General features: G+C 69.9%; 19 protein-coding genes and 2 rRNA genes. 13 read left to right on the top strand and 8 right to left on the bottom strand.

Annotated elements, in window-relative coordinates:
• Positions 1–323: 323 nt before the first annotated feature.
• From OG948_RS14200 to OG948_RS14185, 4 genes are all read left to right on the top strand, one after another.
• Positions 324–3,452: ribosomal RNA gene (locus tag OG948_RS14200) — 23S ribosomal RNA — on the top strand.
• A 125-nt stretch (positions 3,453–3,577) separates the two neighbouring features.
• Positions 3,578–3,694: ribosomal RNA gene (gene rrf, locus OG948_RS14195) — 5S ribosomal RNA — on the top strand.
• A gap of 747 nt (positions 3,695–4,441) precedes the next feature.
• The gene (locus OG948_RS14190) at positions 4,442–5,578 is read left to right on the top strand and encodes a sensor histidine kinase (protein ID WP_406296719.1); all 1,137 of its coding nucleotides are present in this window, start codon (positions 4,442–4,444) and stop codon (positions 5,576–5,578) included.
• The gene (locus OG948_RS14185) at positions 5,575–6,315 is read left to right on the top strand and encodes a response regulator (protein WP_406296717.1); all 741 of its coding nucleotides are present in this window, start codon (positions 5,575–5,577) and stop codon (positions 6,313–6,315) included. Before OG948_RS14190 ends, OG948_RS14185 begins: the two co-directional genes overlap by 4 nt.
• Positions 6,316–6,527: 212 nt before the next feature.
• On the opposite strand, the gene OG948_RS14180 is transcribed toward OG948_RS14185, so the two are convergent.
• Genes OG948_RS14180 through OG948_RS14160 form a run of 5 tightly spaced genes read right to left on the bottom strand, consistent with a single transcriptional unit; the run spans position 6,528 to position 12,155 of the window.
• Positions 6,528–7,823 carry a DUF58 domain-containing protein gene (locus OG948_RS14180; protein ID WP_406296715.1) on the bottom strand — a complete coding sequence of 432 codons (1,296 nt, stop codon included), beginning with the start codon at positions 7,821–7,823 and terminating at the stop codon, positions 6,528–6,530.
• A gap of 6 nt (positions 7,824–7,829) precedes the next feature.
• Positions 7,830–8,798 (bottom strand): AAA family ATPase, encoded by a 969-nt coding sequence (locus OG948_RS14175; RefSeq protein ID WP_406296713.1) that lies wholly within the window; start codon positions 8,796–8,798, stop codon positions 7,830–7,832.
• Complete coding sequence (locus tag OG948_RS14170; protein ID WP_406296712.1) at positions 8,795–9,937, bottom strand: DUF4350 domain-containing protein; 1,143 nt, start codon at positions 9,935–9,937, stop codon at positions 8,795–8,797. Before OG948_RS14170 ends, OG948_RS14175 begins: the two co-directional genes overlap by 4 nt.
• Positions 9,934–10,602 (bottom strand): DUF4129 domain-containing protein, encoded by a 669-nt coding sequence (locus tag OG948_RS14165; protein ID WP_406296710.1) that lies wholly within the window; start codon positions 10,600–10,602, stop codon positions 9,934–9,936. The genes OG948_RS14170 and OG948_RS14165 overlap by 4 nt, the downstream gene beginning before the upstream one ends.
• On the bottom strand, positions 10,599–12,155 hold the full coding sequence (locus OG948_RS14160) for a hypothetical protein (RefSeq protein ID WP_406296708.1): 1,557 nt from the start codon (positions 12,153–12,155) through the stop codon (positions 10,599–10,601). The genes OG948_RS14165 and OG948_RS14160 overlap by 4 nt, the downstream gene beginning before the upstream one ends.
• A gap of 381 nt (positions 12,156–12,536) precedes the next feature.
• Between OG948_RS14160 and mtrA the strand changes: the two genes are divergently transcribed.
• The 6 genes from mtrA to OG948_RS14130 all read left to right on the top strand — a co-directional run bounded on the left by mtrA (position 12,537) and on the right by OG948_RS14130 (position 19,320).
• Complete coding sequence (gene mtrA, locus OG948_RS14155; RefSeq protein WP_026219725.1) at positions 12,537–13,214, top strand: MtrAB system response regulator MtrA; 678 nt, start codon at positions 12,537–12,539, stop codon at positions 13,212–13,214.
• Positions 13,215–13,230: 16 nt separating this feature from the next.
• Positions 13,231–15,003: an MtrAB system histidine kinase MtrB gene (gene mtrB, locus OG948_RS14150; RefSeq protein WP_406296706.1), complete on the top strand. Its 1,773-nt coding sequence runs from the start codon at positions 13,231–13,233 to the stop codon at positions 15,001–15,003.
• Positions 15,000–16,775 carry an LpqB family beta-propeller domain-containing protein gene (locus tag OG948_RS14145; RefSeq protein ID WP_406296704.1) on the top strand — a complete coding sequence of 592 codons (1,776 nt, stop codon included), beginning with the start codon at positions 15,000–15,002 and terminating at the stop codon, positions 16,773–16,775. The genes mtrB and OG948_RS14145 overlap by 4 nt, the downstream gene beginning before the upstream one ends.
• Positions 16,776–16,940: 165 nt before the next feature.
• The gene (locus tag OG948_RS14140; protein ID WP_406300255.1) at positions 16,941–17,822 is read left to right on the top strand and encodes a ComF family protein; all 882 of its coding nucleotides are present in this window, start codon (positions 16,941–16,943) and stop codon (positions 17,820–17,822) included.
• The gene (gene hpf, locus OG948_RS14135) at positions 17,710–18,390 is read left to right on the top strand and encodes a ribosome hibernation-promoting factor, HPF/YfiA family (protein ID WP_395863432.1); all 681 of its coding nucleotides are present in this window, start codon (positions 17,710–17,712) and stop codon (positions 18,388–18,390) included. Before OG948_RS14140 ends, hpf begins: the two co-directional genes overlap by 113 nt.
• A 219-nt stretch (positions 18,391–18,609) precedes the next feature.
• Positions 18,610–19,320: a response regulator transcription factor gene (locus OG948_RS14130; protein WP_052174179.1), complete on the top strand. Its 711-nt coding sequence runs from the start codon at positions 18,610–18,612 to the stop codon at positions 19,318–19,320.
• A 158-nt stretch (positions 19,321–19,478) separates the two neighbouring features.
• On the opposite strand, the gene OG948_RS14125 is transcribed toward OG948_RS14130, so the two are convergent.
• Together OG948_RS14125 and OG948_RS14120 are read right to left on the bottom strand one after the other, a co-directional pair.
• Positions 19,479–20,687, bottom strand: coding sequence for a winged helix-turn-helix domain-containing protein (locus tag OG948_RS14125; protein ID WP_406296702.1), 1,209 nt, complete (start codon positions 20,685–20,687; stop codon positions 19,479–19,481).
• 28 nt (positions 20,688–20,715) lie between these two features.
• Complete coding sequence (locus OG948_RS14120; protein ID WP_406296700.1) at positions 20,716–21,246, bottom strand: GNAT family N-acetyltransferase; 531 nt, start codon at positions 21,244–21,246, stop codon at positions 20,716–20,718.
• A gap of 139 nt (positions 21,247–21,385) precedes the next feature.
• Between OG948_RS14120 and secA the strand changes: the two genes are divergently transcribed.
• Positions 21,386–24,154 (top strand): preprotein translocase subunit SecA, encoded by a 2,769-nt coding sequence (gene secA / locus OG948_RS14115; protein WP_406296698.1) that lies wholly within the window; start codon positions 21,386–21,388, stop codon positions 24,152–24,154.
• Between the two features lie 179 nt (positions 24,155–24,333).
• On the opposite strand, the gene OG948_RS14110 is transcribed toward secA, so the two are convergent.
• Positions 24,334–24,927 (bottom strand): Rv3235 family protein, encoded by a 594-nt coding sequence (locus OG948_RS14110; protein ID WP_406296697.1) that lies wholly within the window; start codon positions 24,925–24,927, stop codon positions 24,334–24,336.
• Between the two features lie 275 nt (positions 24,928–25,202).
• On the opposite strand from OG948_RS14110, the gene OG948_RS14105 reads away from it, so the two are divergent.
• On the top strand, positions 25,203–25,664 hold the full coding sequence (locus tag OG948_RS14105; RefSeq protein WP_406296695.1) for a DUF6912 family protein: 462 nt from the start codon (positions 25,203–25,205) through the stop codon (positions 25,662–25,664).
• Positions 25,665–25,690: 26 nt separating this feature from the next.
• Positions 25,691–26,350, top strand: coding sequence for an HAD family hydrolase (locus OG948_RS14100; protein ID WP_406296693.1), 660 nt, complete (start codon positions 25,691–25,693; stop codon positions 26,348–26,350).
• Positions 26,351–26,367: the final 17 nt, after the last annotated feature.

The following is a 26,367-nucleotide window of genomic DNA, read 5'->3' as shown; positions in this document are numbered from 1 at the left end:
TCGATCGCATGTATCGAAGGGGTTGCTCATGGGTGGAACGTTGACTATTCGGTGGGATCTTTCAAAGATCTTCGTGAGTACTGCTCTTCGGGGCGTGGAAAGCGCGGGTCGGTCGGAGGCTTCCGCCGGGCACGTTGTTGGGTCCTGAGGGAACGGGCCCGGCCCCACAGCCTGTTGGCTGTTGGGGCTGGTCTGTTGTCTCGGGTAGGTTCCGATCCTCGGACGGTTGTCGAACCGCCAGTCGCAAGATTGGTAGGCGTGGCCTGAATGTTCGTGGGAATCGGTTGTTGTTTGAGAACTGCACAGTGGACGCGAGCATCTGTGGCCAAGTTGTTAAGGGCGCACGGTGGATGCCTAGGTACCAGGAACCGATGAAGGACGTGGGAGGCCGCGATAGGCCCCGGGGAGCTGTCAACCGAGCTGTGATCCGGGGGTGTCCGAATGGGGAAACCCGGCAGTCGTCATGGGCTGTCACCCGCACCTGAATATATAGGGTGTGTGGAGGGAACGCGGGGAAGTGAAACATCTCAGTACCCGCAGGAAGAGAAAACAACCGTGATTCCGAGAGTAGTGGCGAGCGAAATCGGATGAGGCTAAACCGGTCACGTGTGATACCCGGCAGGGGTTGCGTGATCGGGGTCGTGGGAGTGTGCTTGATCGGTCTGCCGGCCGGTCGGCGAGTCAGAAACCGTACATGTAGTCGAAGGACATGCGAAAGGTCCGGCGTAGAGGGTAAGACCCCCGTAGACGAAACATGTGCGGCTTGCTTGCGCATTTCCCAAGTAGCACGGGGCCCGAGAAATCCCGTGTGAATCCGGCGGGACCACCCGCTAAGCCTAAATATTCCCTGGTGACCGATAGCGGACTAGTACCGTGAGGGAAAGGTGAAAAGTACCCCGGGAGGGGAGTGAAATAGTACCTGAAACCGTGTGCCTACAAGCCGTGGGAGCGTCGCCATCCGCGTTTAGTCGTGGGTGGTCGTGACTGCGTGCCTTTTGAAGAATGAGCCTGCGAGTTTGCGGTGTGTGGCGAGGTTAACCCGTGTGGGGTAGCCGTAGCGAAAGCGAGTCCGAACAGGGCGATTGAGTCGCGCGCCCAAGACCCGAAGCGGAGTGATCTAGCCATGGGCAGGGTGAAGCGCGGGTAAGACCGTGTGGAGGCCCGAACCCACCAGGGTTGAAAACCTGGGGGATGACCTGTGGTTAGGGGTGAAAGGCCAATCAAACTCCGTGATAGCTGGTTCTCCCCGAAATGCATTTAGGTGCAGCGTCGTGTGTTTCTTGCCGGAGGTAGAGCACTGGATTGTTGATGGGCCTCACCAGGTTACTGAGATAAGCCAAACTCCGAATGCCGGTAAGTGAGAGCGCGGCAGTGAGACTGCGGGGGATAAGCTCCGTGGTCGAGAGGGAAACAGCCCAGAGCACCGACTAAGGCCCCCAAGCGTGCGCTAAGTGGGAAAGGATGTGGAGTCGCAGAGACAACCAGGAGGTTGGCTTAGAAGCAGCCACCCTTGAAAGAGTGCGTAATAGCTCACTGGTCAAGTGATTCCGCGCCGATAATGTAGCGGGGCTCAAGCGCACCGCCGAAGTCGTGTCATTCGTACATGTAGCCAAGCCTTCGTGGTTCAGGCGTACGGATGGGTAGGGGAGCGTCGTGCAGCGAGTGAAGTCGCGGTGGAAACCAGCGGTGGACGCTGCACGAGTGAGAATGCAGGCATGAGTAGCGAATCACACGTGAGAAACGTGTGCGCCGGATGACCAAGGGTTCCTGGGGCAGGCTAATCCGCCCAGGGTAAGTCGGGACCTAAGGCGAGGCCGACAGGCGTAGTCGATGGACAACGGGTTGATATTCCCGTACCCGCTACGATGCGCCAGCGCCGAACCTCGTGATGTTAAGGCCGTGAAGCCGCCGGGATCCTTCGGGTGAACGGTTTTGGTGGAGCCGCCGAACCAATCGGGTAGTAGGTGAGCGATGGGGTGACGCAGGAAGGTAGTCCAGCCCGGGCGGTGGTAGTCCCGGGGTAAGGGTGTAGGGCGTTGTGTAGGCAAATCCGCACAACACGAGCCTGAGACCTGATGCCGACCCGATTGTGGGGAAGTGGATGATCCTATGCTGCCGAGAAAAGCCTCTAGCGAGTGTCGTGGCGGCCCGTACCCCAAACCGACTCAGGTGGTCAGGTAGAGAATACTAAGGCGTTCGGGTGAACTGTGGTTAAGGAACTCGGCAAAATGCCCCCGTAACTTCGGGAGAAGGGGGGCCATTGTTGGTGAGGAGACTTGCTCTCCGAGCTGGTGGTGGCCGCAGAGACCAGCGAGAAGCGACTGTTTACTAAAAACACAGGTCCGTGCGAAGTCGTAAGACGATGTATACGGACTGACGCCTGCCCGGTGCTGGAACGTTAAGGGGACCGGTTAGCTCTTCGGGGCGAGGCTGAGAACTTAAGCGCCAGTAAACGGCGGTGGTAACTATAACCATCCTAAGGTAGCGAAATTCCTTGTCGGGTAAGTTCCGACCTGCACGAATGGCGTAACGACTTCTCGACTGTCTCAACCACAGGCCCGGTGAAATTGCACTACGAGTAAAGATGCTCGTTTCGCGCAGCAGGACGGAAAGACCCCGGGACCTTTACTATAGTTTGATATTGGTGTTCGGTTCGGCTTGTGTAGGATAGGTGGGAGACTTTGAAGCGGACACGCCAGTGTTCGTGGAGTCGTCGTTGAAATACCACTCTGGTCGTGCTGGATGTCTAACCTGGGTCCGTGATCCGGATCAGGGACAGTGTCTGATGGGTAGTTTAACTGGGGCGGTTGCCTCCTAAAGGGTAACGGAGGCGCCCAAAGGTTCCCTCATCCTGGTTGGCAATCAGGTGTCGAGTGTAAGTGCACAAGGGAGCTTGACTGTGAGACCGACAGGTCGAGCAGGTGCGAAAGCAGGGACTAGTGATCCGGCGGTGGCTTGTGGAAGCGCCGTCGCTCAACGGATAAAAGGTACCCCGGGGATAACAGGCTGATCTTCCCCAAGAGTCCATATCGACGGGATGGTTTGGCACCTCGATGTCGGCTCGTCGCATCCTGGGGCTGGAGTAGGTCCCAAGGGTTGGGCTGTTCGCCCATTAAAGCGGTACGCGAGCTGGGTTTAGAACGTCGTGAGACAGTTCGGTCCCTATCCGCTGTGCGCGTAGGAGTCTTGAGAAGGGCTGTCCCTAGTACGAGAGGACCGGGACGGACGAACCTCTGGTGTGCCAGTTGTTCTGCCAAGGGCATGGCTGGTTGGCTACGTTCGGGAGGGATAACCGCTGAAAGCATCTAAGCGGGAAGCTTGCTTCGAGATGAGGACTCCCACCAACTTCGGTTGGGTAAGGCCCCCGAGAGACGATCGGGTTGATAGGCCGGGTGTGGAAGCCCTGTAAGGGGTGGAGCTGACCGGTACTAATAGGCCGAGGACTTGTCCTCAGTTGCTACGCGTCCACTGTGTGGTTCCCGAACCGCAATCGGTTTCGGGGAACCCGTTTGATAATTGAATCACCGCATGTGATTTCTGGTTCACCGAACGACCCTTTTGCAGGGTTCGATGGTTTTCCGGTGGTCTTGGCGGAGAGGAAACGCCCGGTCTCATTCCGAACCCGGAAGCTAAGCTCTCCAGCGCCGATGGTACTGCACTCGAAGGGGTGTGGGAGAGTAGGACGCCGCCGGAATCAACGTGTGAAAGGCCCATCCCGAACAGGGATGGGCCTTTTGCGTTTCCCGGCTCTTCCGCGGATTTCCATTTCGAGCGGCCTCGTATCCGGCATCGACCGAGAGGGCACGAACCGGCTCTCGGCACGGATGTTCGATGGCTGGTTGACGGCACCGCCCGCGCTGCGCGCTCGAAAACCCGCCCCACTCGGGAACGTCATCTGGCATACGCCACCCGAGCACCTCCCCCGGATGCTTTTTGCCAACCAAAGCTCACCTCTCGCCGCAAGGTCCGGGTCTCCATCGGGCCATCGGACGATCGGCAGATGCGGACCCGGGTGGGCTCTCTGCCTTTTGGTAGAGGCGCGTGGAAAGTGCGCGCGTCTACGCTCTGGTGATCATGTGATGGATGGGGGAAACGCGCCGATGGGCACTGCTGCCGATGGAGGGTTCCGAGTCGAGGCCGGCACTGAAGTCCGCACTGGAGGGCCTGCCGCTGTCGGTGGGATTCGGGGTGGGATGTGACGCTCGGGATCAGGACGTGGACCGGGATCAGGCTCGGGATCGGGATGTCCGGCGGTCGTGCTTCGGCGGTTGTCTGTGTGGTTGCCGTCGTTGGCGTCGGGCTCGGGATTGGTTTTGGGCAGAGCTCCTTTGCGGTGGTGCCGACCGTGGCCGGCGGTGCGGTGGCGCTGTGGGCCGTGTTGTGTCGGCCGCGGCCGGGGGCGTGGCTGTCGTATGTGTGTGTCGGGCTGGGTGGGCTCTGTTTGATCTCCCTCCTGGGGCAGGTGTGGTCCTCGTCGACGGAGTCGGGCATGTGGGGGCTCGCCCGGGTGGCCGTACTGCTGGTTCTGGTCGGGGTGTGCGCGCGTTGGGAGCCGTGGCGGTCGGCAGGGGGTGCGATCGGGGCGATGGGGGCTGCGGTCGCGCTGTGGTCGTTGCCGTTGGCGGAGTGGCGGGGTGGCCCCCTGGAGGCGTTCGGCGCGGCGGTGTTCTGGGGGCTTCCGGTGGTCGTGGCGGTGGTCCTGGGCGGGTATCCGCGACTGGTCGAGCGGCGGCGGGTGGCCGCGGTCGCGTCGGCTCGCCGTGAGCAGCAGCTCGACATCGCCCGGGACTTGCACGATTACGTCGCGCACGACGTCAGTGGCATCGTCGCGCAGGCCCAGGCGGCCCGCTTCGTCGGTGCGTCGGACCCCGCTCGGGCGCTGGTCGCCCTCGAGCGGATCGAGCGGGCCGGTTTGGCGGCGTTGGCATCGATGGACCGAATGGTCACCACGCTGCATGTCGGCGACTCGGATCGGGCGGCGTCTCGGGCGGCCTTGCCCGGTATCGATCGGTTGCCGGAGTTGATCGCCGACTTCACCACCTCGGCCGGCACCCGCGCGGTCCTGACCATCGCTCCCGAACTCACGACCGCGGCCGGCGCCGTTACCACCGCCGACCCGACCTCGGACGTCCCAGTGACCGCTGTGTCCCGTGAGACGTCGGCCGCCGTCCACCGGGTGGTGGTCGAGGCACTGACCAATGTCCGCCGACACGCGCCGAACGCGGTCGGCGTGGACGTCGCGGTCACCACGACGTCCCGATTCGGCCGTCCGGCCGTGGCGGTACTCGTGGTGGACGACAACGACACCGTGGGCGTCACGGGCGCCGCCGTCGCCGTCACCGACGACCTCGCGCGCCGTCGCACGGGAGGCGGCGGGCGCGGGCTCGCCGGGCTGCGTGAGCGGGTGCGCGAGGCGGGTGGCGAGTTCCATGCCGGACCGTTCGAACGCGGCTGGCGCGTCCACGCGATCCTGCCCGCCGACCGCGCCGACCGCGCTCCCCACTCCGTCGACCCGCCCCAACCCGTGCCCACGGCCGGCGGAACCGCTCGCTCGACCCAGGAAACGAGGAACCGGTGACCACGCGCATCCTGATCGCCGACGACCAGGACGACATTCGCAGCGGGTTTCGGCTCGTGCTGGATTCGCAGCCGGACATGACCGTGGTCGGTGAGGCGGCCGACGGTGTCGCGGCCGTCGAGGCGGCGGCACGGCTGCGTCCGGACGTCGTGCTGGCGGATATTCGCATGCCTCGGCTCGACGGGCTCGAACTCACCCGGCGGCTCGCCGGCCCGGCCGTGGCCACGCCCACGCGGGTGATCGTGGTGACCACCTTCGAAGTCGACGAGTACGTGCACACCGCGCTGCGCAACGGGGCCTGTGGGTTCCTGCTCAAGCGGTCCGGCCCCACGCTGTTGATCGAGGCGGTCCGGGCGGCGATGGCGGGTGACACGTTGATCAGCCCGCAGGTCACCGTCCGCCTGCTCGATCGACTGTCGGCGAACCCGGACCCGCACCCGCCGCACCCATACCCATACCCACACCCGAACCCGACGTCCGCTGTGACCTCGACTTCGGCCGCGAATCCCACCCCGGCCGGGCCCCCGGCCCCCGATCCGCTCACCACCCGGGAGCACGAGATCGTTCGGCTGATCGCCCGGGGACACACCAACGCCGAGATCGGCGCCGAGTTGTACATCACCGCCGGCACCGCCAAGACGCACATCGCGAACATCCAGGCGAAGTTGCGGGTGCGCAATCGGGTCGGGATCGCGGCCTGGGCGTGGGCGAACGGGCACGTCACCCCGGGTGGTTGAACACCCCGACTCGCTCCGTCCGACATCCCGCGGGGCACGGCATGGTCCGGGTCGTGGTGACCCCGACCCGGGCGAAGCCGATCGACTTCGAGGCGACGCTGCCGAGTGCGGTCGAGGAGCTGATCCGGCATCGCGAGGAGCGTCGGCGCGGCCGAGCGGCGGACGCGCCCGCAACGGCGACTCCGTCCGCTCGCTCGGGCCGACCCTTCGAGCTACAGCCGCCCGGCCAGCTTCAAGGCCAGGTACATGTCCGTGAGCGCCGAGGCCAGTTCACCGGGTGGGGCGTCCACGACGGTGATCCGCTTGCGGCGCAACTCGGCTGCGGTGGAGCGGCGTTCGGCCAGTTCGCGCTCGGCGGCGGCCGCTTCGTAGACCGCCGTGACATCGCCTCGCCGGCCGGCCATGGCGGTGATCGCCGGGTCGGCGACCGACGCCACGATCACCTCGTGACGGGCGGCCAGGCCGGGCAGCACCGGGAGGATTCCCTCCTGGACCGCCTCTCGTTCCAGGCCGGTGATCAGCACGATCAGTGAGCGGCGCGGGGAGCGGCGCAGGACCTCGGCGACCATGCCTCGGGCGTCGGGTTCGATCAACTCCGGTTCCAGGGTGGCCATCGCCTGGACGAAGGCGGGGAGTATGCCGTTTCGGGGTGCCCGGCGGACCTCGGCGCGTACGCGGCGATCGTAGGCGAGCAGGTCGACCCGGTCGCCCGCGTGATTGGCGACCGCCGTCAGCAGCAGGCTCGCGTCCATCGCGGCGTCCAGGCGCGGGATGTCGCCGATCCGGCCGGCCGAACTGCGGCCGGTGTCCAGCACGATCAGGATGTGTCGGTCGCGTTCGGGGCGCCAGGTGCGCACCACGACGCCCTGGTTGCGGGCGGAGGCGCGCCAGTCGATCGACTTCGCGTCGTCGCCGGGGACGTACTCGCGCAGCGTGTCGAACTCGGTGCCCGCGCCGCGGGTGAGCAGGGCCGAGCGGCCGTCGAGTTCGCGCAGGCGTTCCAGCTTGGAGGGCAGCAGTCGGCGGCTGGGGAAGCCGGGCAACACGCGAAGTCGCCACGGCACCTGGTGCGAGGCCTGGCGGGCGGCCAGGCCCAGCGGGCCGATCGAGCGGACGGTGACCCGGTAGGCGTTGCGGTCGCCGCGGCGGGTGGGGGTCATCGTGGTGGTGAGCCGGCGGCGTTCGCCGGCGGGGATGCCCAGGTCGTGCCGCTGTGTGGTGGTGCCGGTGCTCGGCGGCCACGCGTCGCGCAGTCGGCCGCGCAGGGGGCGGGTGCCGGGGTTGGTGACGGTCAGCGTGACCTCGGCGCGTTCGCCGAGGCGGACCGCGGTGTCGCCGCCTCGTTCGAAGGCCAGGCCGCGGACGCCGGCGGCGAGCAGCAGGTCGGCGAGGATGCCGAGCAGCAGCGCGCCCTCGACCACCGCCAGACCGACCAGGGACGGCAGGAGCAGGCCGACCACCAGGATGCCCAGTGCTGCGGCCAGGACGGCACGACCGGTCAGGGCCATCGGCGGTTAACGCGGGACCGGCGTGTGGGCCAGGACGGCGTCGATCGCCACGTCGGGCGTGACGCCTTCCATCTCGGCCTCGGAACGCAGCCGGACGCGGTGTCGCAGGGCCGGGCGGGCCAGTGCCTTGACGTCGTCGGGGGTGACGTAGTCGCGGCCGGCCAGCCAGGCCCACGCGCGCGCGGCGGCGAGCAGCGCGGTGGCGCCGCGTGGGGAGACGCCCATGGCCAGGGACGGGGAGGTCCGGGTGGCCCGGCACAGGTCAACGACGTAGGCCAGGATGTTCGGGTCGACGCGCAGCGCGCTCACCGCCCGGCGACCGGCGGCCAGGTCCGCGGCGCCCGCGACCGGGCGTACGCCGGCCGCCTCCAGGTCGCGCGGGTCGAAGCCCTCGGCGTGCCGGCGCAGCACCACGATCTCGTCGTCGCGCTCGGGCAGCGGCAGCGTGAGCTTGAGTAGGAAGCGGTCCAACTGGGCCTCGGGCAGCGGGTAGGTGCCCTCGTACTCGATCGGGTTCTGTGTCGCCGCGACCATGAACGGGTCGGGCAGCGGTCGGGTGGTGCCGTCGACCGAGACCTGGCGCTCCTCCATGGCTTCCAGTAGCGCGGCCTGGGTCTTGGGCGGCGTGCGGTTGATCTCGTCGGCGAGCAGCAGGTTGGTGAACACCGGGCCCTCGCGGAAGGAGAACGCGCCGGTGCGCGCGTCGTAGACCATCGAGCCGGTGACGTCGCCCGGCATCAGGTCCGGGGTGAACTGCACGCGGGTGGTGGTCAGATCCAGGCTGCGGGCGAGGGCGCGCACCATCAGGGTCTTGGCGACGCCGGGGACGCCTTCCAGGAGCACGTGGCCCCGGCACAGGAGGGCGATCACCAGTCCGGTGACGGCGGCGTCCTGGCCGACCACGGCCTTGCCGATCTCGCCGCGCAGGGCTTCGAGGGCGTCGCGCGCCTCGCGGGTCTGCTCGGGTGCGCTCACGTCGTGCGTACCTGCCTTATCAGCGCGTCGAGTTCGTCGGACAGGGTGACGAGGGCCTCGTCGCTCTCCGGGTTCGCACCGTACAACAGGGCGTGCAGGTGCGCGGACGTGTGGTCGGTGCGGGCGGTGATCGAGGCGATCAGGGCGGCTTCGCCGGCGTTGCCGCCCAGGGCGCGCGCGAGCTGTTCGCGGGCGGCGGCGCGCAGCAGTTCGGCGGCGGTGCCACGGGCGCGGCCGCGCTGGTACAGCCGGGCACGGCCCTCCACGGTCTCGGCGGCGCGCACCACGACCGGGAGTGGTTCGGCCACCACGGGGCCGAGTCGGCGGGCCCGCCACAGGGCCAGCAGGACGGCGGCCACGGCCAGTTGGGCGGCGCCCCACCGCCAGCCGGAGGGGAGCAGGTCCCACAGCGAGTCGTCGGCGGGCGGGAGTTCGCCGGAGCCGGGCAGGTACCAGACCAGGCGCGGGTGGGCGCCGAGCAGGTTGAGTGCGAGGGCGGCGTTGCCGCGGTCGTCGAGCCGGTCGTTGACCAGCGGGCTGCCGGAGCCGAGCACGACCGTGTCGTGGCCGGTGCCGATCGGGGCGAGCACGAGCGTCGGTCGGCCCGCGTCCGGGTAGCAGCCGGTGGCGCCGGGGAGCAGCGAGGTGTCGTAGCGGCCGCCGCCGATGTCCGCGTCGCCCGCGCGCTCGGCGGCGGGCAGTGCGCAGCCCGGTTGCAGGGTGCGGTGGTCGGCGTCGCGGGCGGTGTGCACGCCGGGCGCCAGGATCGCGAGCGCGTCCTCGCCGGGGCGGACCAGGACGGTGCGGGCCGGCGCGGCGGCGGCGAGGGTGCGCAGGCTCTCTTCGGTGAGCAGGTTGGGGAAGGGCAGCAGGAGGGTGGTGTCCGGGCCGACGGAGCGGGCCGCCTCCTCGGCGGAGCGGACCGTGCTCACCTGGACGCCTTCGGCCCCGAGCAGCCGGGCCAGGGCCTTGCTGCCCTGGCCGCCGGTGGAGCGGGGGTCCAGGCGGCCCTCGTGTCGGTCGCCCTGGAGCAGTACGAGCGCGGAGACCACGATCAGGACCAGGGCGACCAGGGCCAGGGGGAGGCGCAGGCGCCGCCACACCTGTTCGGTGGTGGGGCCGAGCGCGGTCTCGCTCATCGCGGCACCCGCTCGTCGGTGTGCGGGCGGGCGGCGGCGCAGCGGGCGTCGAGTTCGCGCAGGGCGTGGTCCAGTTCCCGGTCGGCGGTACGGCCGCCGTAGTGCACGTCGTCGAAGGTCGCCGCGGCGGTGCGCAGGTCCGCCGCGGCGTCGGGCAGCGCTCGGCCCGCCTCGACGGCCGCCTCGTCGGCGGTGCGGCCGGCGCGTACGTCGAGCACGGCGCGTTCCTCCAGGGCGCGCACGATGGCGCGGAAGCGTTCGCGGACCGCCTCGTCCCAGCGGCCCTCGGCGGCGTGCGCGTCGGCGGCGGCGCGGTGTCGGGCGGCCGACATCGGGCCCTGGTCGCCGTAGATCGGCAGGTCCGCGCGGCGGCGGGCCGCGCGCAGTGGGCCCAGGCGCAGCCGCAGCAGCACGATCGCGGCGATCAGCACGAGGAGGATCACCACCAGGCCGATGCCGCCGCCGGGGCTGTTGTCGCCGGCCCGGGAGAGCAGGTCGCCCAGGTGGTCGAAGAACCAGTCCAGGGCGCGGCTGAGCAGGCTGGGGTCGTCGCGGTGGTATTCGCTGCGGGAGAGCTCGTCCCGGGCGGCATCCCGCGCGTCGTCGCGCGGGATGTCCACCGGTTCCCAGTCCCGGGCCGGGATCGGCGGCATGTGGCGGGTCACGCCGGCGTGGGTCCCGAGGTCGTGTCGCCGCCGGGCTGGTCGTCCAGGACGCCGGCCGCGCGGGCGAGGTCGAGGTCCAGTGCCTCGCGGCGGATGCGCTGGTCGATGTAGAGCAGCGCGGTGGCGCCGGCGGCGAACGGGAACAGCAGCGCGGAGGAGATCACCGCGCCGACGCCGGTGATCAGCAGGTCGAGGAAGGAGGGTTCGGGGATGTCGGAGGCGTCCGAGGCGGTGATCGCCGAGAAGCCGTCGGAGGCGAGCAGGAACGGTGTCTGGATGATGCCACCGACGATCGCCATGATCAGCGCGATCAGCAGCATGATGCCGCACACGCGCCACCACGAGCCGGTGACCAGCTTGCGTGAGCGTTCCAGGGACTTGCGGACCGACTGCTTCTCCAGCATCAGCGTGGGGCCGGCCAGGGCGAGGCAGACGTAGAGGTAGATCGCCGCGACGATGCCGCCGATCATGCCGGGGAGCAGCAGCAGGGCGCCGAGGCCGTCGGCGCCGACGGCCAGCAGGACCAGGCCGGGCAGCAGGGCCACCAGCAGGGCGCCGACCGGGATGAGCCAACTGGCGAAGGTGACCCCGAGCAGCCGCGGGAACAGCGGGCGGACGGCCGCCCAGGCCTGGCCGGCGGACATGGTCTTGGCGATCACGGCGCGGCTGACCACGACGGTGAGCATGGCGGTGGCGGCGATCTGGCCGAGGGTGGAGACCACGATCGGCACGAACACCAGTGCGGCGGTGTCGCGCAGGTAGTGCCGGACCTCCTCGCCGGAGGGGTCGTCGCCGAGGTCGCTGGGCGAGAACTCGCGGTTGAGCAGCCACGTGATGGGCACTTCGAGGCACTGGGTGAGCAGGGCGACCACGACGGCGATGCCGATCATGACCTTCCAGTGCGAGCGCATGGCGGCGAAGGCGCCGTCGAGGATCTCGCCGACGCTCAGCGGGCGCAGCGGGATCACGCCGGGCTTGGCGGCCTGGACGTAGGGGCCGTTCCAGCCGGGAGGAGCGCCCCACAGGGGCTGCTGGTTGCCGCCCCAGCGCGGGTCCGGACCGGGTCCCTGCGGGCCGGGGCCCTGCTGCGGGGGTCCCCAGCCGTTGGCCGGGCCCTGGTTCGGGGGTCCCCAGCCGTTGCCCGGGCCCGGTTGGGGCGGGCCCCAGCCGGCGGCGGGGGGCTGGACGGGTGCCCAACCGGGAGCCGGGGCCCGCGGGCCGGGCTGCTGGGGCCGGTCCTCGGCGGGCGGCTTGTCCAACGACGTCGGCGCGTTCGCGGCGGCGGGCTCGTCCGAGGACGCGGGCTCGTCCGAGGACGTGGGCCGGTCCGCGGGCACGGGCTCGCCGGCGGCCTCCTCGGCGGCCTCGCCGGCCGTCTCGTCCGGGGACGAGCCCGCGGACGAGGGCGTGGCGGGAGGCGCGACCGGGGGTGTGGCCGGAGGTTGCGAGGCAGGCGCGGGTGCGGTCCGGTCGGGTGACGTGGCGTCGTCCGACGGGCGTTCTCCGTCCGGCCCCGGGGCGTCCGGGGTGGGCGGGCCGGGCGAGTCCGTCATGCGTTTGCGCTCCTCGTCCTGATCGGGTGGTGACTCATCGTGGCATGCCTGCGCGGGGCCCGGATGAACGGGCGGTCACGGGATGCGGTTCGCCGTGCGGGCGCACCGATCGGGTGGACAACGTGGAGGGCTCCGCACGCGTTCCGGGGCCGGCCGGCGCGGCGTCGGCGGATGCCCGCGGCGGTCGTGCTCGTGGCCGAAATGTCCGTTGCGCGAGTCGGCGGGCCGGCGTACGCCTCGGTATTCGACCGGTATTCGCGGTGATTCCACCTTCTCGATCATGGCAATTGCCCCGAAAAAGGTGGATTTGACGCGCGTGGACGCGGCCGGAATCGGTCGGATGAGTGCAGGTCACAATCCGGTAATGCGACGATGATGCACATGAAGGGACGCGTCCTCATCGTTGACGACGACACCGCACTGTCCGAGATGCTCGGCATCGTGCTGCGTGGCGAAGGGTTCGAGCCGTCGTTCGTGGCGGACGGCGACAAGGCACTCCAGGCTTTCCGGGACGTCAAACCGGACCTGGTGCTGCTGGACCTGATGCTGCCCGGCCGCGACGGCATCGACGTCTGCCGCCAGATCCGTGCCGAGTCCGGCGTGCCGATCGTGATGCTCACCGCCAAGAGCGACACGGTCGACGTCGTGGTCGGGCTGGAATCCGGAGCCGACGACTATGTGATCAAACCGTTCAAGCCCAAGGAGCTTGTCGCTCGTGTGCGGGCCCGCCTGCGCAGAGCCGAAGAACCCACCCCGGAACAGTTGGTGATCGGCGATCTGGTGATCGACGTGGCCGGCCACGCCGTGAAGCGGGACGGGCAGAACATCGCGCTCACCCCGTTGGAGTTCGACCTCCTTGTCGCACTCGCCCGCAAGCCCTGGCAGGTGTTCACCCGCGAGGTGCTTCTCGAACAGGTCTGGGGTTACCGACACGCGGCCGACACCCGCTTGGTGAACGTGCACGTCCAGCGGCTGCGCTCGAAGATCGAGCGCGATCCCGAGCGCCCGGAGACGGTGGTCACCGTGCGCGGGGTCGGCTACAAGGCGGGACCGGCCTGACCTTGAGTTCGTACCGGTGAGCACCGCACAGCGCCCGCCCTCCCCGTCGGCCTGGTCCCTCGCCCTGCGTCGTGTGCGCGGTGGCGTGGGCCGGGTCATCGCGCTGTGGAACAGATCGATCCAGTTTCGCGTGGTGGCCACCACGCTGGTCCTGTCCGTCGCCGTGATGGTGCTGCTCGGGGTGGTGGTGGTCGGCCAGGTCCGCAACGGCCTGCTCGACGCGAAGGTGGCCTCCGCCCGGTCCCAGGCCCAGGGCGGGTTCGAGGATGCCCGCGCCCAGGCCGACGAGATCGCCACCAGTCCGGGCCGGCATGTCCAGGTGCCCACCGGCACCCCGGCGTCCGGCACCCGGGTGAACACCGGCGACTGGCTCAACGCGCTGGTCAAGCAGCTCTCCAGCGGCGGTCAGGGGGTCTACGACGTGGCCGCCACCAGCCAGGACACCGCGGACGATTCCCCCGGGTCCGGCCGCAGCCCGCGCGCGTCCGGCGACGTGGTCCCGGACGCGAGCGTGCCCGCCGAGTTGCGCCGCGAGGTCGGCCTCAAGCGCGGGGTCGCGCTGTTGCAGTACACCCAGATCGTCCGCGAGGGGCAGCGCGGCGACGGTCCGGCCGAGCGAACCCGCGAGGCCGGTCTGGTGGTCGGAGCCCGGTTGGAGGACCCGGACGGGGGGTCCTACCAGCTCTACTACTTCTTCTCGTTCGGACCGGAGGAGAAGACCCTGGGGCTGGTGCGCAGCACGCTGGCCACCGCCGGGGTGTTCCTGGTGCTGCTCCTGGTGGCGATCGCCGCGCTGGTGACCCGGCAGGTGGTGACGCCGGTGCGGATGGCGGCGCGGATCGCCGAGCGACTGGCCGCCGGGCGCCTGGAGGAGCGCATGCGCGTGGTCGGCGCGGACGACCTGGCCCGGCTGGGGTCCTCGTTCAACAAGATGGCCTCCAACCTGCAGAACCAGATCAGACAGTTGGAGGAGCTCTCCCGGGTCCAGCGCCGGTTCGTCTCGGACGTCTCGCACGAATTGCGTACGCCGCTGACCACCGTGCGGATGGCCGCCGACGTGCTGCACGAGGCGCGCGAGGACTTCGACCCGGCCACCAGGCGATCGGCCGAGCTGTTGCAGAACCAGTTGGACCGGTTCGAGGCGCTGCTGTCGGACCTGCTGGAGATCAGCCGGTTCGACGCGGGCGCGGCCGTGCTCGACGCCGAGCCGGTGGACCTGCGCGACCTGGTGCGCCGGGTGGTCGAGGGCGCCGAGCCGTTGGCCGAGCGCCGCGGCAGCCGCCTGGTGGTGCGCGTGCCGGACAAGCCGTGTGTGGCCGAGGTGGACCCGCGCCGGATCGACCGGGTGCTGCGCAACCTGGTGGTCAACGCGGTCGAGCACGGCGAGGGCCACGACGTGGTGGTCAGCGTCGCCGGCGGCGAGGACTCGGTCGCGGTGGCCGTGCGCGACTACGGCGTGGGCCTCAAGCCCGGCGAGTCCTCCCTGGTGTTCGCGCGGTTCTGGCGAGCGGACCCGGCCCGGGCGCGGACCACCGGCGGCACCGGCCTGGGCCTGTCGATCGCGTTGGAGGACGCGAACCTGCACGGCGGCTGGCTCCAGGCGTGGGGCGAGCCCGGCGGCGGCTCGCAGTTCCGGCTGAGCCTGCCCAAGACCGCGGGCGGCGAACTGGTGCGTTCGCCGCTGCCGCTGGAGCCCGAGGACTCGCGGGCCAATCGGGGCCTGGGCCCGGCCGGCTCGCCGTATCGGCGCACCGTGCGCGCGGCCGGATCCCCGGGAGGCAGTCGATGAGGCGGATCACCCCGTTCCTGGCCCTGCTGTGTGTGCTGTGCACGCTCAGCGCGTGCGCGTCGATGCCGCACAGCGGCAGCGTGCGCGAGGCCGGCAAGGGCGGCACCAAGGACCAGGGCCCCGAGCAGCAGGTGCGAGTGTTCGCCGTGCCGCCCAAGCCCGGCGAGCAGCCGCACGGCATGGTCGCCGGCTTCCTGGAGGCGGTCACCAGCGACGAGCCGGACTACGCGACGGCGCGGGCCTACCTGACCCCGGAGGCGCGGGCCAAGTGGGTGCCCACGCGCGAGATCGTGGTGCTCGAGTCGATCGCCCGGATCGAACTCGTGCCCGGCGCCGACGAGCGGACCTACCAGGCCGAGGTGTCCGGCACCCGGGTGGGCACGGTCGACAGCCGCAACGCCTACCAGCCCGAGCAGCAGCCGAACGCGCAGTACCGGGCCACCCTGCAACTGCGTCTGGGCACCGACAACCAGTGGCGGATCGCCGACCTTCCGGACGGGTTGATCCTGTCCCGGGCCGAGTTCCACCGGATCTACCGGTCGGTGAACACCTACTGGTTCGCCACCGCGATGCCGGTGGGCAAGGACATGCTGGTGCCCGACCCGGTCTACCTGCGCAGCCGGGTCGGCCTGACCTCCGCGCTGGTGCGCCAACTCGTGGAAGGCCCCACCGACTGGCTGCGGCCGGTCGTGGAGACCGCGTTCCCGCCGGGCACCGCGCCGGCCGACCGGGTGGTCTCGATCGAGGACAACCGGATCGCCCGGGTCCAGCTCAACCGCGAGGCCAGACTCGCCCAGACCAAGGGCTGCGAGCGGATGGCCGCGCAACTGCTGTACACGCTGCGCCAGGTCTCCGGGGTGGACTCCGTCTCGATCACCGGCGGCGGCGCCCCGATGTGCTCGCTCTCCGACGACGACGCGGCGCAGTACGACCCCGGTCGGGCCGCCAAGACGTCCTCGCCCACCGGCTACTTCATCGCCAAGGGCAACGTGGTCAACGTGGTGCCCGGCCCGAACGGCAATCCGCCGGTGTTGCCGGGACCCTTCGGCGACGGCACCTACAAGGTCGACCAGATCGCCGTCTCGCGCGACCCCTTCCGCCGCCGGATCGCGGGCATCGACACCAACGGCCGCAAGTTGTGGGTCGGTGACGTGGACGGCCACGGCGAGGTTCAGGAGTGGCTGAGCACGGGTCCGGCGTCGCTGCTCAGCCCGACCTGGGACGGCCGGGGTGTGCTGTGGGTGCTGGACCGGACCAGGAACGCCGAGCGGGTGCTCGCGCTGTACGAGGACGAACGCAAGCAGATCACCCGGGTCGAGGTCGACGTGCAGGGCATCGCCGCGTCCCGGATCACCGGCCTGCGGCTGTCCCCGGACGGCGCGCGCGCCGCGCTGATCGTGGACAACGGCAAGGTCCTGATCGGCCGGGTCGAGCGGCGGGTGAGCAACGGCACGGTGGCCATGACGATCGCCGCGCCGCGCTCGGTGATCCCCTCGCTGGTCGAGGTCAAGGCGATCTCCTGGAACGGCGCCGACCGGCTCGTGGTGCTGGGCAAGGAGGGCCAAGGCGCGCTCCAGCCGCAGATCGTGGACATCGACGGCGGCATCTCGGTCTCGGTCGCCTCGGTCAACGGCATGCTGCGCATCGCGGCCCCGGACGGCGCGGACCAGCCCCTGCTGGCGGACTCCGGCGAGGAGAACATCTACCAGTTGTCCCAGGGCAACAACTGGACCAAGGTGCACAGCGGGCTGTACCCGGTCTATCCCGGTTAGGGCGTGCCCGCCGTCCCGGCGGGCCGCGTGGCGTACCGGTCGGCTGTGGGCGGGTCCGGTCGGGCCCGGGCGGGTTCGATCGTTCGCCACGGCGCGCCATGACCGGATCGGGTGGTCGCGCCCGCGACGGGTCCGTTTCCGGGCCGGACGTGCGAGCTTGGGGACATGGAACGGCGTCGGGTGTTCGCGACATGGGCCGACCTGGTGCTGCCCGTGCACTGCGCGGGCTGCGCCGAGCCGGGCGCGCTGCTGTGCGCCGAGTGCCACGGGGTCTTCGCCCCGGAGCCCGCGCCCGCGCGGCCGACCCCCGCGCCCGAGGGCCTGCCGCCGGTGCACGCGATCACCGGGTACGAGGGGCCGGTGCGCTCGGTGCTCGCCGCGTACAAGGAGCACGGCGCGCACACCCTGGCCCGTCCGCTCGGCGACGCGCTCGCGCGGGCCGCGGCGGCCGGGCTGAGCGACCCGGCCGGGCCCTGTCTGCTGGTCCCGGTGCCCTCGACCCGGGCCGCGGTGCGCCGCCGGGGTCGGGACGCCACCGGCGAGCTGGCCGTGCGCGCGGCCGGTCGGTTGCGCGCGGGCGGGACCCGTACGCGCGTGCTGCCGGCACTGCGACATACCCGTCGAGTACGGGATCAAGCCGGTCTTTCCGCACGTGAACGGGGGATGAACGTCCACCGATCAATGATCGTTTCGGACAGGTTGGCGCCCTTGTTTACGGGCATTAGTGTGGTGATCGTCGTCGATGATGTTTGCACCACCGGCGCAACTCTCGCGGAGGCGACCCGTGCGGTCCGAGCCGTGGGAGGGCGAGTCGAGGCGGCGGCCGTGGTGGCCGCGACCGCCCGGCGGCGCCGGCCGGAGCAGGGCCATCGGCGACCTGGTCGGTCGGTTGGGTGCCCACCCCTCCGGCATGGCGCAATGGATGGAGTTCTGCGTGGACATTGTCGTCAAGGGCCGCAAGACCGAGGTACCCGAGCGTTTTCGCAAGCACTGCGTCGAGAAGCTGGAGAAGATCCGCAAGCTCGACGACAAGGTGATCAGCGTTGACGTCGAGGTATCCAAGGAGCGGAACCCGCGGCTGGCGGAGCGTTCGGACCGGGTGGAGATCACGCTGAACACGCGTGGTCCCGTCATCCGGGGCGAAGCCGCCGCGTCCGACCCATACGCCGCACTCGACATGGCGTGCGCGAGGCTCGAAGCGCAGTTGCGCAAGGCCGCCGACCGGCGGCGCGTGCACCATGGTCACCGCTCCCCCGTATCGGTGGGCGCGGCCACTGCGGAGATCAATCACGCCGATCGGCTCAACGGGGCCGTGGTGGCGTCCGCGGAAGACATCGAGGCTGTGAAGAACGGCGAATTGAGGCCCCAGCCGCACATGGCGGGCCCGATCGAGGTAGACGGCGAAGGCCCCCTCGTGGTTCGCGAGAAGGTACACGCCGGGCGCCCGATGGCGCTCGACCAGGCGCTGTACGAGATGGAGTTGGTAGGCCACGACTTCTATCTGTTCATCGATTCGAGCACCAGGTGGCCGAGCGTGGTGTACCGCCGGCACGGCTACGACTACGGTGTGATCCACCTCAAGCCCGAGGACCGCGAGGACGGCGGACCGCAGTAACAGCGGTCGGGCCGTTCGGGCGCGCCCTCGGTCGGTGATCCGGCGCCGAAACCCTTCGGGGTTTCGGCGTCGGTTGCGTCCTCGACCCTGGCGTTCCCTGGCGAAAGTTCCGCTTCGCAAGTACGTTCCGCACATAACACCCATCAGGGCCTGGCGTAGTGGCGATCACGTGGGATCATGTCCTGGACACGGATCGTGCCGACCCAGGGGGGAAACACGGTGGGTGAACAGTCTGTTCCGACCCGCGTGGACCACGGCTCAGCGGGCGAACCGATTCGCGTGCTGGTGGTCGACGACCACGATCTGTTTCGCCGGGGTCTGGACATCGTGCTCGCGCCCGAACCGGACATCACGGTGGTGGGCGAGGCCGGGGACGGGGCCGAGGCGCTGGAGGCCGCGCAGGATCTGCTGCCCGACATCATCCTGATGGACGTCCGGATGCCCAGACGCGGCGGTATCGAGGCGTGCACGGCGATCAAGGAAGTCGCGCCCAGCACGCAGATCATCATGCTGACGATGAGCGAGGAAGAGGCCGACCTCTACGACGCGATCAAGGCCGGCGCGACCGGCTACCTGCTGAAGGAGATCTCGCACGGCGAGGTGGCCTCGGCGATCCGGGCGGTGGCCGACGGGCAGTCGCAGATCAGCCCGTCGATGGCGGTCAAGCTGCTGACCGAGTTCAAGTCGATGAGCAGGCGCGACGACGAACGACGCCTGGTGCCCGCGCCGCGGCTGACCGATCGCGAGATCGAGGTGCTGCGGCTGGTGGCCACCGGCCGCAACAACCGCGATATCGCCAAGCAGTTGTTCATCAGTGAGAACACGGTCAAGAACCACGTGCGCAACATCCTGGAGAAGCTCCAGTTGCACTCGCGGATGGAGGCCGTGGTCTACGCGATGCGGGAGAAGATTCTGGAGATCGGCGACTGAGCACTCGGGCCGTGCGGCCTCCGGGGTGGCCTCAAACGCACTCGGGCCGTGCGGCTTCCTGGTTGGCCTCAAGCGCCGGCCGGGCTGAGTGGCCTCAAACGCCGGCCGGCTGAGTGTGGGGGGCTTGGGCGGTGGGTGGGGTTGGTGTGGTGTGTGGGTCAGGTTGTGAGTAGGGCGTTCAGGGGGGCGCGGGTGGTTTCGTGGGTGAGGTGTTCGATGCGGATGGTTTCGCAGCCCACCCAGGTTGCGGCCTCGCGTATGGCGTCGGCCATGGCCGTCAGGGCGCGCTCGGTGACCTTGGGGCCGGCCTCGAAGGAGAGGCGGCGGGCCACCAGGGTGCGGCCTTCGCGGGCCGGGTCCACCCGGCCGATCAACCGCCCGCCGGCGAGCAGCGGCATCACGAAGTAGCCGTGGACGCGCTTGGCGGCCGGCACGTACGCCTCCAGTCGGTGCTCGAAGCCGCCGAATACCCGGGCCGTGCGTGGCCGGTCCCACACCAGCGCGTCGAACGGGGACAGCAGCGTGGTGCGATGGCGGCCGCGCGGTGCGGCGGCGAGCGCGGTCGGGTCGGCCCAGGTGCCCTCCTTGGCCGCCCGCTCGCCCCAGCCCGCGACGGTGACCGGGACCAGGCCGCTGTCCGGCAGCGCGGCGTCGACCTGGGCCCGGGTCAGCCGGTACTGGTCCATCAGGTCGGCCCGGGTGGCCACGCCCAGTTGGCGGCCGGCCAGCGCGACCAGGCGGCGGACGCATTCGGCGTCGTCGGGCTCCTCGGCGAGCAGGGCCGCCGGGATCACCCGCTCCGGGAGGTCGTACACCCGCTTCCAGCCCTCGCGGCGCACGCAGACCACGTCGCCGAAGGCGAGCGCGCGCTCGGCGGCGACCTTGGTCTCGCTCCAGTCCCACCACTCGCCCCGGTTCTTGGCGCCGCCCAGGCCGGTCGCGGTGAGCGGGCCCTCGGCGCGCAGCCGGTCCAGCACGCTCGCGTACGCCTCCGGGGTGACCTGATGGCCCCACAGGTGACCGCGTCCGCGGTAGTGCCGGCGGCGGAAGGCGAAGTCCGGCCACGTGGACATCGGCAGCACGCAGGCCGCGTGCGACCAGTACTCGAACGCGGTGTCGCCGCGCCAGTAGGCGGCCTCGACGGCCGGGCGGCCGACCGGGCCCAGGCGGGCGTACGGCACCAGTTCGTGCGAGCGGGCCAGCGTGGAGATGGTGTCGAGTTGGACCGCGCCGAGCGAGCGCAGCACGCCGGGTACGCCCGCGCGGCGGTCGGGGGCGCCCAGGAGGCCCTGCGCGGCCAGCACGATCCGGCGGGCCTCGTCGGCGGTCAGTTCGGTGCCCGGCAAGATGGTCGGCTGTGTGGTCATGACCGCCACCCTAGAACGTGTGTTCGCATCAGGTGTCCGTGGCGAGCCGGGCGTGCAGATGCACGTCGGTGAAGGGCTCGGCGGCGCCGATGACGCAGTCCCGGAGAACTCCTTCGAGTGCATATCCGGCCGCGCTCGCGACCGCGCACGAGGCGGTGTTGGTGACCGCGTGCCGCAGTTCCACCCGGTGCACGTCCAGCGCGCCGAACGCCCACCGGGTCACCGCGCCCACCCCGTGCCGGGCCACGCCCAGGCCCCGCGCGCCCTTCAGCGTCCAGTAGCCGATCTCGCCCGTGCGCCACCGCGGGACGAGGTTCTTGAGTGCCACGTGGCCGTGGACCTCGCCGGTCACCGCGTCCATCACCGCGAACGAGGGGCTGTCGCCGTCGGCCCAGCGCTCTTGGCGGGCGGTCAGCCACGCTCTCGGGTCACCGTCCGTCGGCACCGACATCCAGCGGGTGATCTCGGGATCGGCCAGCGCCTCGCGGACCACCTCGACATCGTGTTCGTTCCAGGGCCGGAGCTGAAAGCGCCCCGCCGCGATCTCCACAGGTTCCATGCCGGTCACTGTGCCGGCCCGCGAGGCTCGATCCCGGCTTGCCTCCTCGCATACGATGGCCGTATCGGCGGGACGGGCCCCGCCGTGCCGTCACGTCCGAAAGGCGGGCGGGCGCCGTCGGGCAAGGAGCTCATCCAGCGTGTCTATCTTCGACAAGGTCCTGCGCGCCGGCGAGGGCAAAATCCTGCGCAAGCTCAACCGCATCGCAGATCAGATCGAGTCGATCGAAGATGACTTCAAGGACCTCTCCGATGCCGAGCTTCGGGCACTGACGGACGAGTACAGGCAGCGCTACGCCGACGGGGAGACCCTCGACGACCTGCTTCCGGAAGCCTTCGCCACCGTTCGCGAGGCCGCGCGCCGCACTCTGGGCCAGCGGCACTACAAGGTGCAGCTGATGGGCGGTGCCGCGCTGCACCTGGGCAACATCGCCGAGATGCGCACCGGTGAGGGCAAGACCCTCGTCTCCACGCTGCCCGCCTACCTGAACGCGATCGCCGGCGAGGGCGTGCACGTGGTCACGGTCAACGACTACCTCGCCGAGCGCGACTCGGAGTGGATGGGACGCGTCCACCGCTTCCTGGGCCTGAGCGTCGGCTGCATCCTGGCCAACATGCCGCCGCACGAGCGTCGCAAGGCGTACGGGTACGACATCACCTACGGCACCAACAACGAGTTCGGCTTCGACTACCTGCGCGACAACATGGCGTGGTCGGCCGACGAACTGGTGCAGCGCGGCCACTTCTTCGCCGTGGTCGACGAGGTCGACTCGATCCTGGTCGACGAGGCCCGCACACCGCTGATCATCTCCGGCCCGGCCGACCAGGCCACGAAGTGGTACGCCGACTTCGCCAAGATGGTCAAGCGGCTCAAGCGCGGCGAGGCGGCCAACCCGCTCAAGGGCATCGAGGAGACCGGCGACTACGACGTCGACGAGAAGAAGCGCACCGTCGCGATCCACGAGTCCGGCGTCGCCCGGGTCGAGGACTACCTCGGCATCGACAACCTCTACGAGGCGGTCAACACCCCGCTGGTCGGCTACCTGAACAACGCCATCAAGGCGAAGGAGCTGTACAAGCGGGACAAGGAGTACGTGGTCGTGGACGGCGAGGTGCTCATCGTCGACGAGCACACCGGCCGCATCCTCGCCGGGCGCCGCTACAACGAGGGCATGCACCAGGCGATCGAGGCCAAGGAGGGGGTGGACATCAAGGACGAGAACCAGACCCTGGCCACCGTCACCCTCCAGAACTTCTTCCGCCTGTACAAGAAGCTCGGCGGCATGACCGGCACCGCGATGACCGAGGCCGCCGAGTTCCACCAGATCTACAAGCTCGGCGTGGTGCCCATCCCCACCCACCGTTCGGTGCAGCGCGTGGACCAGTCCGACCTCGTGTACAAGACCGAGGAGGCCAAGTTCGACGCGGTGGTCGAGGACATCACGAAGAAGCACGAGAAGGGCCAGCCGGTCCTGGTCGGCACCACGAGCGTGGAGAAGTCCGAGTACCTCTCCGCCCAGCTCCGCAAGCGCGGCGTGCCGCACGAGGTGCTCAACGCCAAGCACCACGAGCGCGAGGCGCAGATCGTCGCGCAGGCCGGCCGCAAGGGCGCGGTCACGGTGGCCACCAACATGGCCGGCCGAGGCACCGACATCATGCTCGGCGGCAACCCGGACCACCTCGCCGCGGCCGAACTCGCCCAGCGCGGGCTCACCCCGACCGAGACGCCGGAGGAGTACGAGGGCGCCTGGCCGGACGCGCTGGAGAAGGCCAAGAAGGCGGTCAAGGCCGAGCACGAGGAGGTCTCCGACCTCGGCGGCCTGTACGTGCTGGGCACCGAGCGGCACGAGTCCCGCCGGATCGACAACCAGCTTCGCGGTCGCTCCGGCCGCCAGGGCGACCCCGGCGAGTCGCGCTTCTACCTCTCGCTCGGTGACGACCTGATGCGCCTGTTCAAGGCCAACATCGTCGAGCGCGTGCTGACCCTGGCCAACGTGCCCGAGGACCAGCCGATCGAGTCGAAGATGGTCTCCAACGCGATCAAGTCCGCGCAGACCCAGGTCGAGCAGCAGAACTTCGAGATCCGCAAGAACGTCCTCAAGTACGACGAGGTGCTGAACCGCCAGCGCGAGGTGATCTACGGCGAGCGCCGTCGGGTGCTCGCGGGCGAGAACCTGCAGGAGCAGATCGGCCACTTCATCGACGACACCGTCGAGGCGTACGTGCACGGGGCCACCGAGGGCTTCGCGGAGGAGTGGGACCTCGAGAAGTTGTGGGCCAACCTCAAGCGGCTGTACCCGGTCAGCGTCACGATCGAGGAGGTCGAGGAGGAGTTCGGCGACCGCTCCGACCTGGATACCGAGCAGCTCGTGGAACTGCTGCGGGCGGACGCCCAGGCCGCGTACGCGCTGCGCGAGGAGAAGCTCGGCGAAGAGGTCATGCGCGAGCTGGAGCGCCGGGTGATCCTGTCGGTGCTGGACCGTCGTTGGCGTGAGCACCTCTACGAGATGGACTACCTCCAGGAGGGCATCGGCCTGCGGGCGATGGCGCAGCGCGACCCGCTGGTGGAGTACCAGCGCGAGGGCTTCGACATGTTCAACGCCATGATGGAGGGCATCAAGGAGGAGTCGGTCGGCTACCTCTTCAACGTCGAGGTCGAGATCGAGCAGGTGCCCGAGGCGCCGAGCATCTCGATCGACAAGGTCGCGCCGCTGCCGGAGATCCACGCGAAGGGCCTGGACGCGCCCCAGCGGCCGGCGCACCTGCAGTACAGCGCGCCGACGATCGACGGCGAGGGTGGTGTGATCACCTCCGAGGAGAACTTCGACGAGGACGACGTCGAGGTCGACGAGGGTGCGACTCGGGCCGAGCGCAGGCGCGCGCAGCGCGCGAAGCGCAAGAAGAAGTAGACCCGGGTCGACTCGGTCGGCCTGCGGCCCGCCTGTCCTCAAACGCCGGACGGGCCGGGTGGTTGCCGGACGGGCCGGATGGCCGACGTGCAGCCTGGTGGTCGACGGCTTGTCCGAAGTGATGGATCGACCCGAGGGTCCGGACCGCGACCGCGGTCCGGACCCTCGGGTTTTTCGCGTCAGGTGAGGCCGTCGTGTTCCAGCGCGGTGCACAACCACGTGTCGGTGGGCCGGCGGGTGGGGGCGTCGCGTTCGAGGCGGAAGGCGAGGGTCAGGACCCAGGAGGCCGCGCGCAGTCGGGCGTAGCCCTCGGCGACGCCGTCGGCGGGGGCCCGGCCGCCGCACGATTCCACGCTCAGCCGGCCGACCCGGCGGGCGGCGAGTCGGCGGACCAGGTGGTGTGTGGTGGCGTAGACGGAGGCGGAGGCGTACGGCCGCAACTGGGTGACCGCGCGCAGGCCGGAGCCGATCTCGGCGAGCGCGTGTGCCAGCCGTCGCGCGCGCAGCCTGGCCTCGGCCGGGTCGGGCTCGTCCAGGGCGCGGATCAGCCGCAGTGCCGGGCGTGTCGCGGGTGGCGGGTCGAAGGCCGGATCGGGCGCGAGCGCGAGCGAGCCGTGCACGAGCGTGGCCCGGTGCGCGGGCGGGCGAAGCGGGAGGATCCCGCGATCGGCTCGCCCGGCCGGGGCCGGATCGAAGGGGCTCTCGCCGGCGGGTGCCCGCACCACGTACAGGTGCGGTGGCGTCGTGGTGCGGACGGTGTTCGTGTGGACCATGGGTCCTCCCCGTGAAGCTGTGCGAAGACGTGCGAAAGGCGTGCGGGGACGCGAGCGTCCGGTGTGGCCGCGCACACGTCCCGCTCGTTCCCCCGACCGGGACGTGTGCAGGCACTTCCTAGCCGGCTCGCGGCGCGTGGTCAACCATTCGTCTGGCCGCCCTGGGATTACGCTGACGCGCGTCGACTCACGCAATGTGGCGGTAGGTCGACCGTCGCCCCGGCGTTCGGCGAACTCGAACGGATGCCGGGATTTCACTCGATTGGAGTCGCCCGATGCGTGTGTTCATCCCCACCACGCCCGCAGGTCTGGCCTCGGTGCACGCCGAGGGCGCGATCGTCTCGGCACCGCTGCCCGCGTACGCGGTCACCGACGCGTTTCGCGCCTGGTACGAGAGCGAGGACGAGGAGGAGTTGGAGTACGGCGCGCTGACCCGGGCCGCCGAGGCCTCGCTGCGGCTGCTCGCGGGCGAGCCGGGCGGCACGCGTCGGATCGTGCTCGCGGCGGACGTACCGGACCACCTGGTGAGCGTGCGCGCGCAGGACGGGCCGGGAGCGGTGCTGGTGGACGCGACGGTGCCGCGCAAGCGGATCGCGGCGGTGCACATGGACACCGCCGAGGCCGAGAAGGCGATCGCCGCGGCGCTGGCCGGCGGGCTCACCGACGATCTGATCGAGGCGACCGAGGAGCACGAGTTGTTGTGGTTCGCGACACAGGAGCTTGCCGACCTGCTGTGAGCGTGCCCACGGCACAATGAAGGTCCATGAAGAGTCGACCTCCGCACCTGGTCTGGGACTGGAACAGCACGCTGTTCCACGACATGGACGCGATCATCGCGGCCACCAATGCCTCGTTCGCGCTGCTGGGGCTGCCGCCGATGACCCTCGAGCGTTATCGCGAGCTCTACTGCGTGCCCGTGCCGAAGTTCTACGAGAAGGTCACCGGCCGGGTTCCCGATGCCGCCGAGTGGGTGCTGCTCGACGACGCCTTCCAGCAGGTCTACGCCACGCACAGCGCGCTGTGCGAGCTCGCCGGCGGCGCGGACGAACTGCTGCGCACGTGGCAGCACGAGGGCGGCACCCAGTCGTTGTTGTCGCTGACCGAGCACGAGTCGCTGATGCCGTTCGTGCGCCGGTTCGGGATCGAGGAGCGGTTCGTCCGGGTGGACGGGCGGGTGGGTCCGCCCGGCGGCGGCAAGGCCGAGCACCTGGTCCGGCACCTGGCCGCGCTGGGTCGGGATCCGGGTGAGGTGGTGTTGATCGGCGACGCCGCCGACGACGCGGCGGCGGCGCTGCACGTGGGCGCGCGAGCGGTGTTGTACACGGGCGGTTCGCACGCGCGGGCCAGCCTGGAGGGGGTCGGCGTGCCGGTGGTGGACTCGCTCGCGGACGCGGTGGCGCTCGCGCGCACGTATCCGGGCTGACCCTCGCGTCGGTGCCC

The organism is Embleya sp. NBC_00888 (assembly GCF_045207655.1).
In the GTDB taxonomy this organism is placed as follows: Bacteria; Actinomycetota; Actinomycetes; order Streptomycetales; family Streptomycetaceae; genus Embleya.
This window is presented reverse-complemented; position numbering and strand designations above follow the sequence as displayed.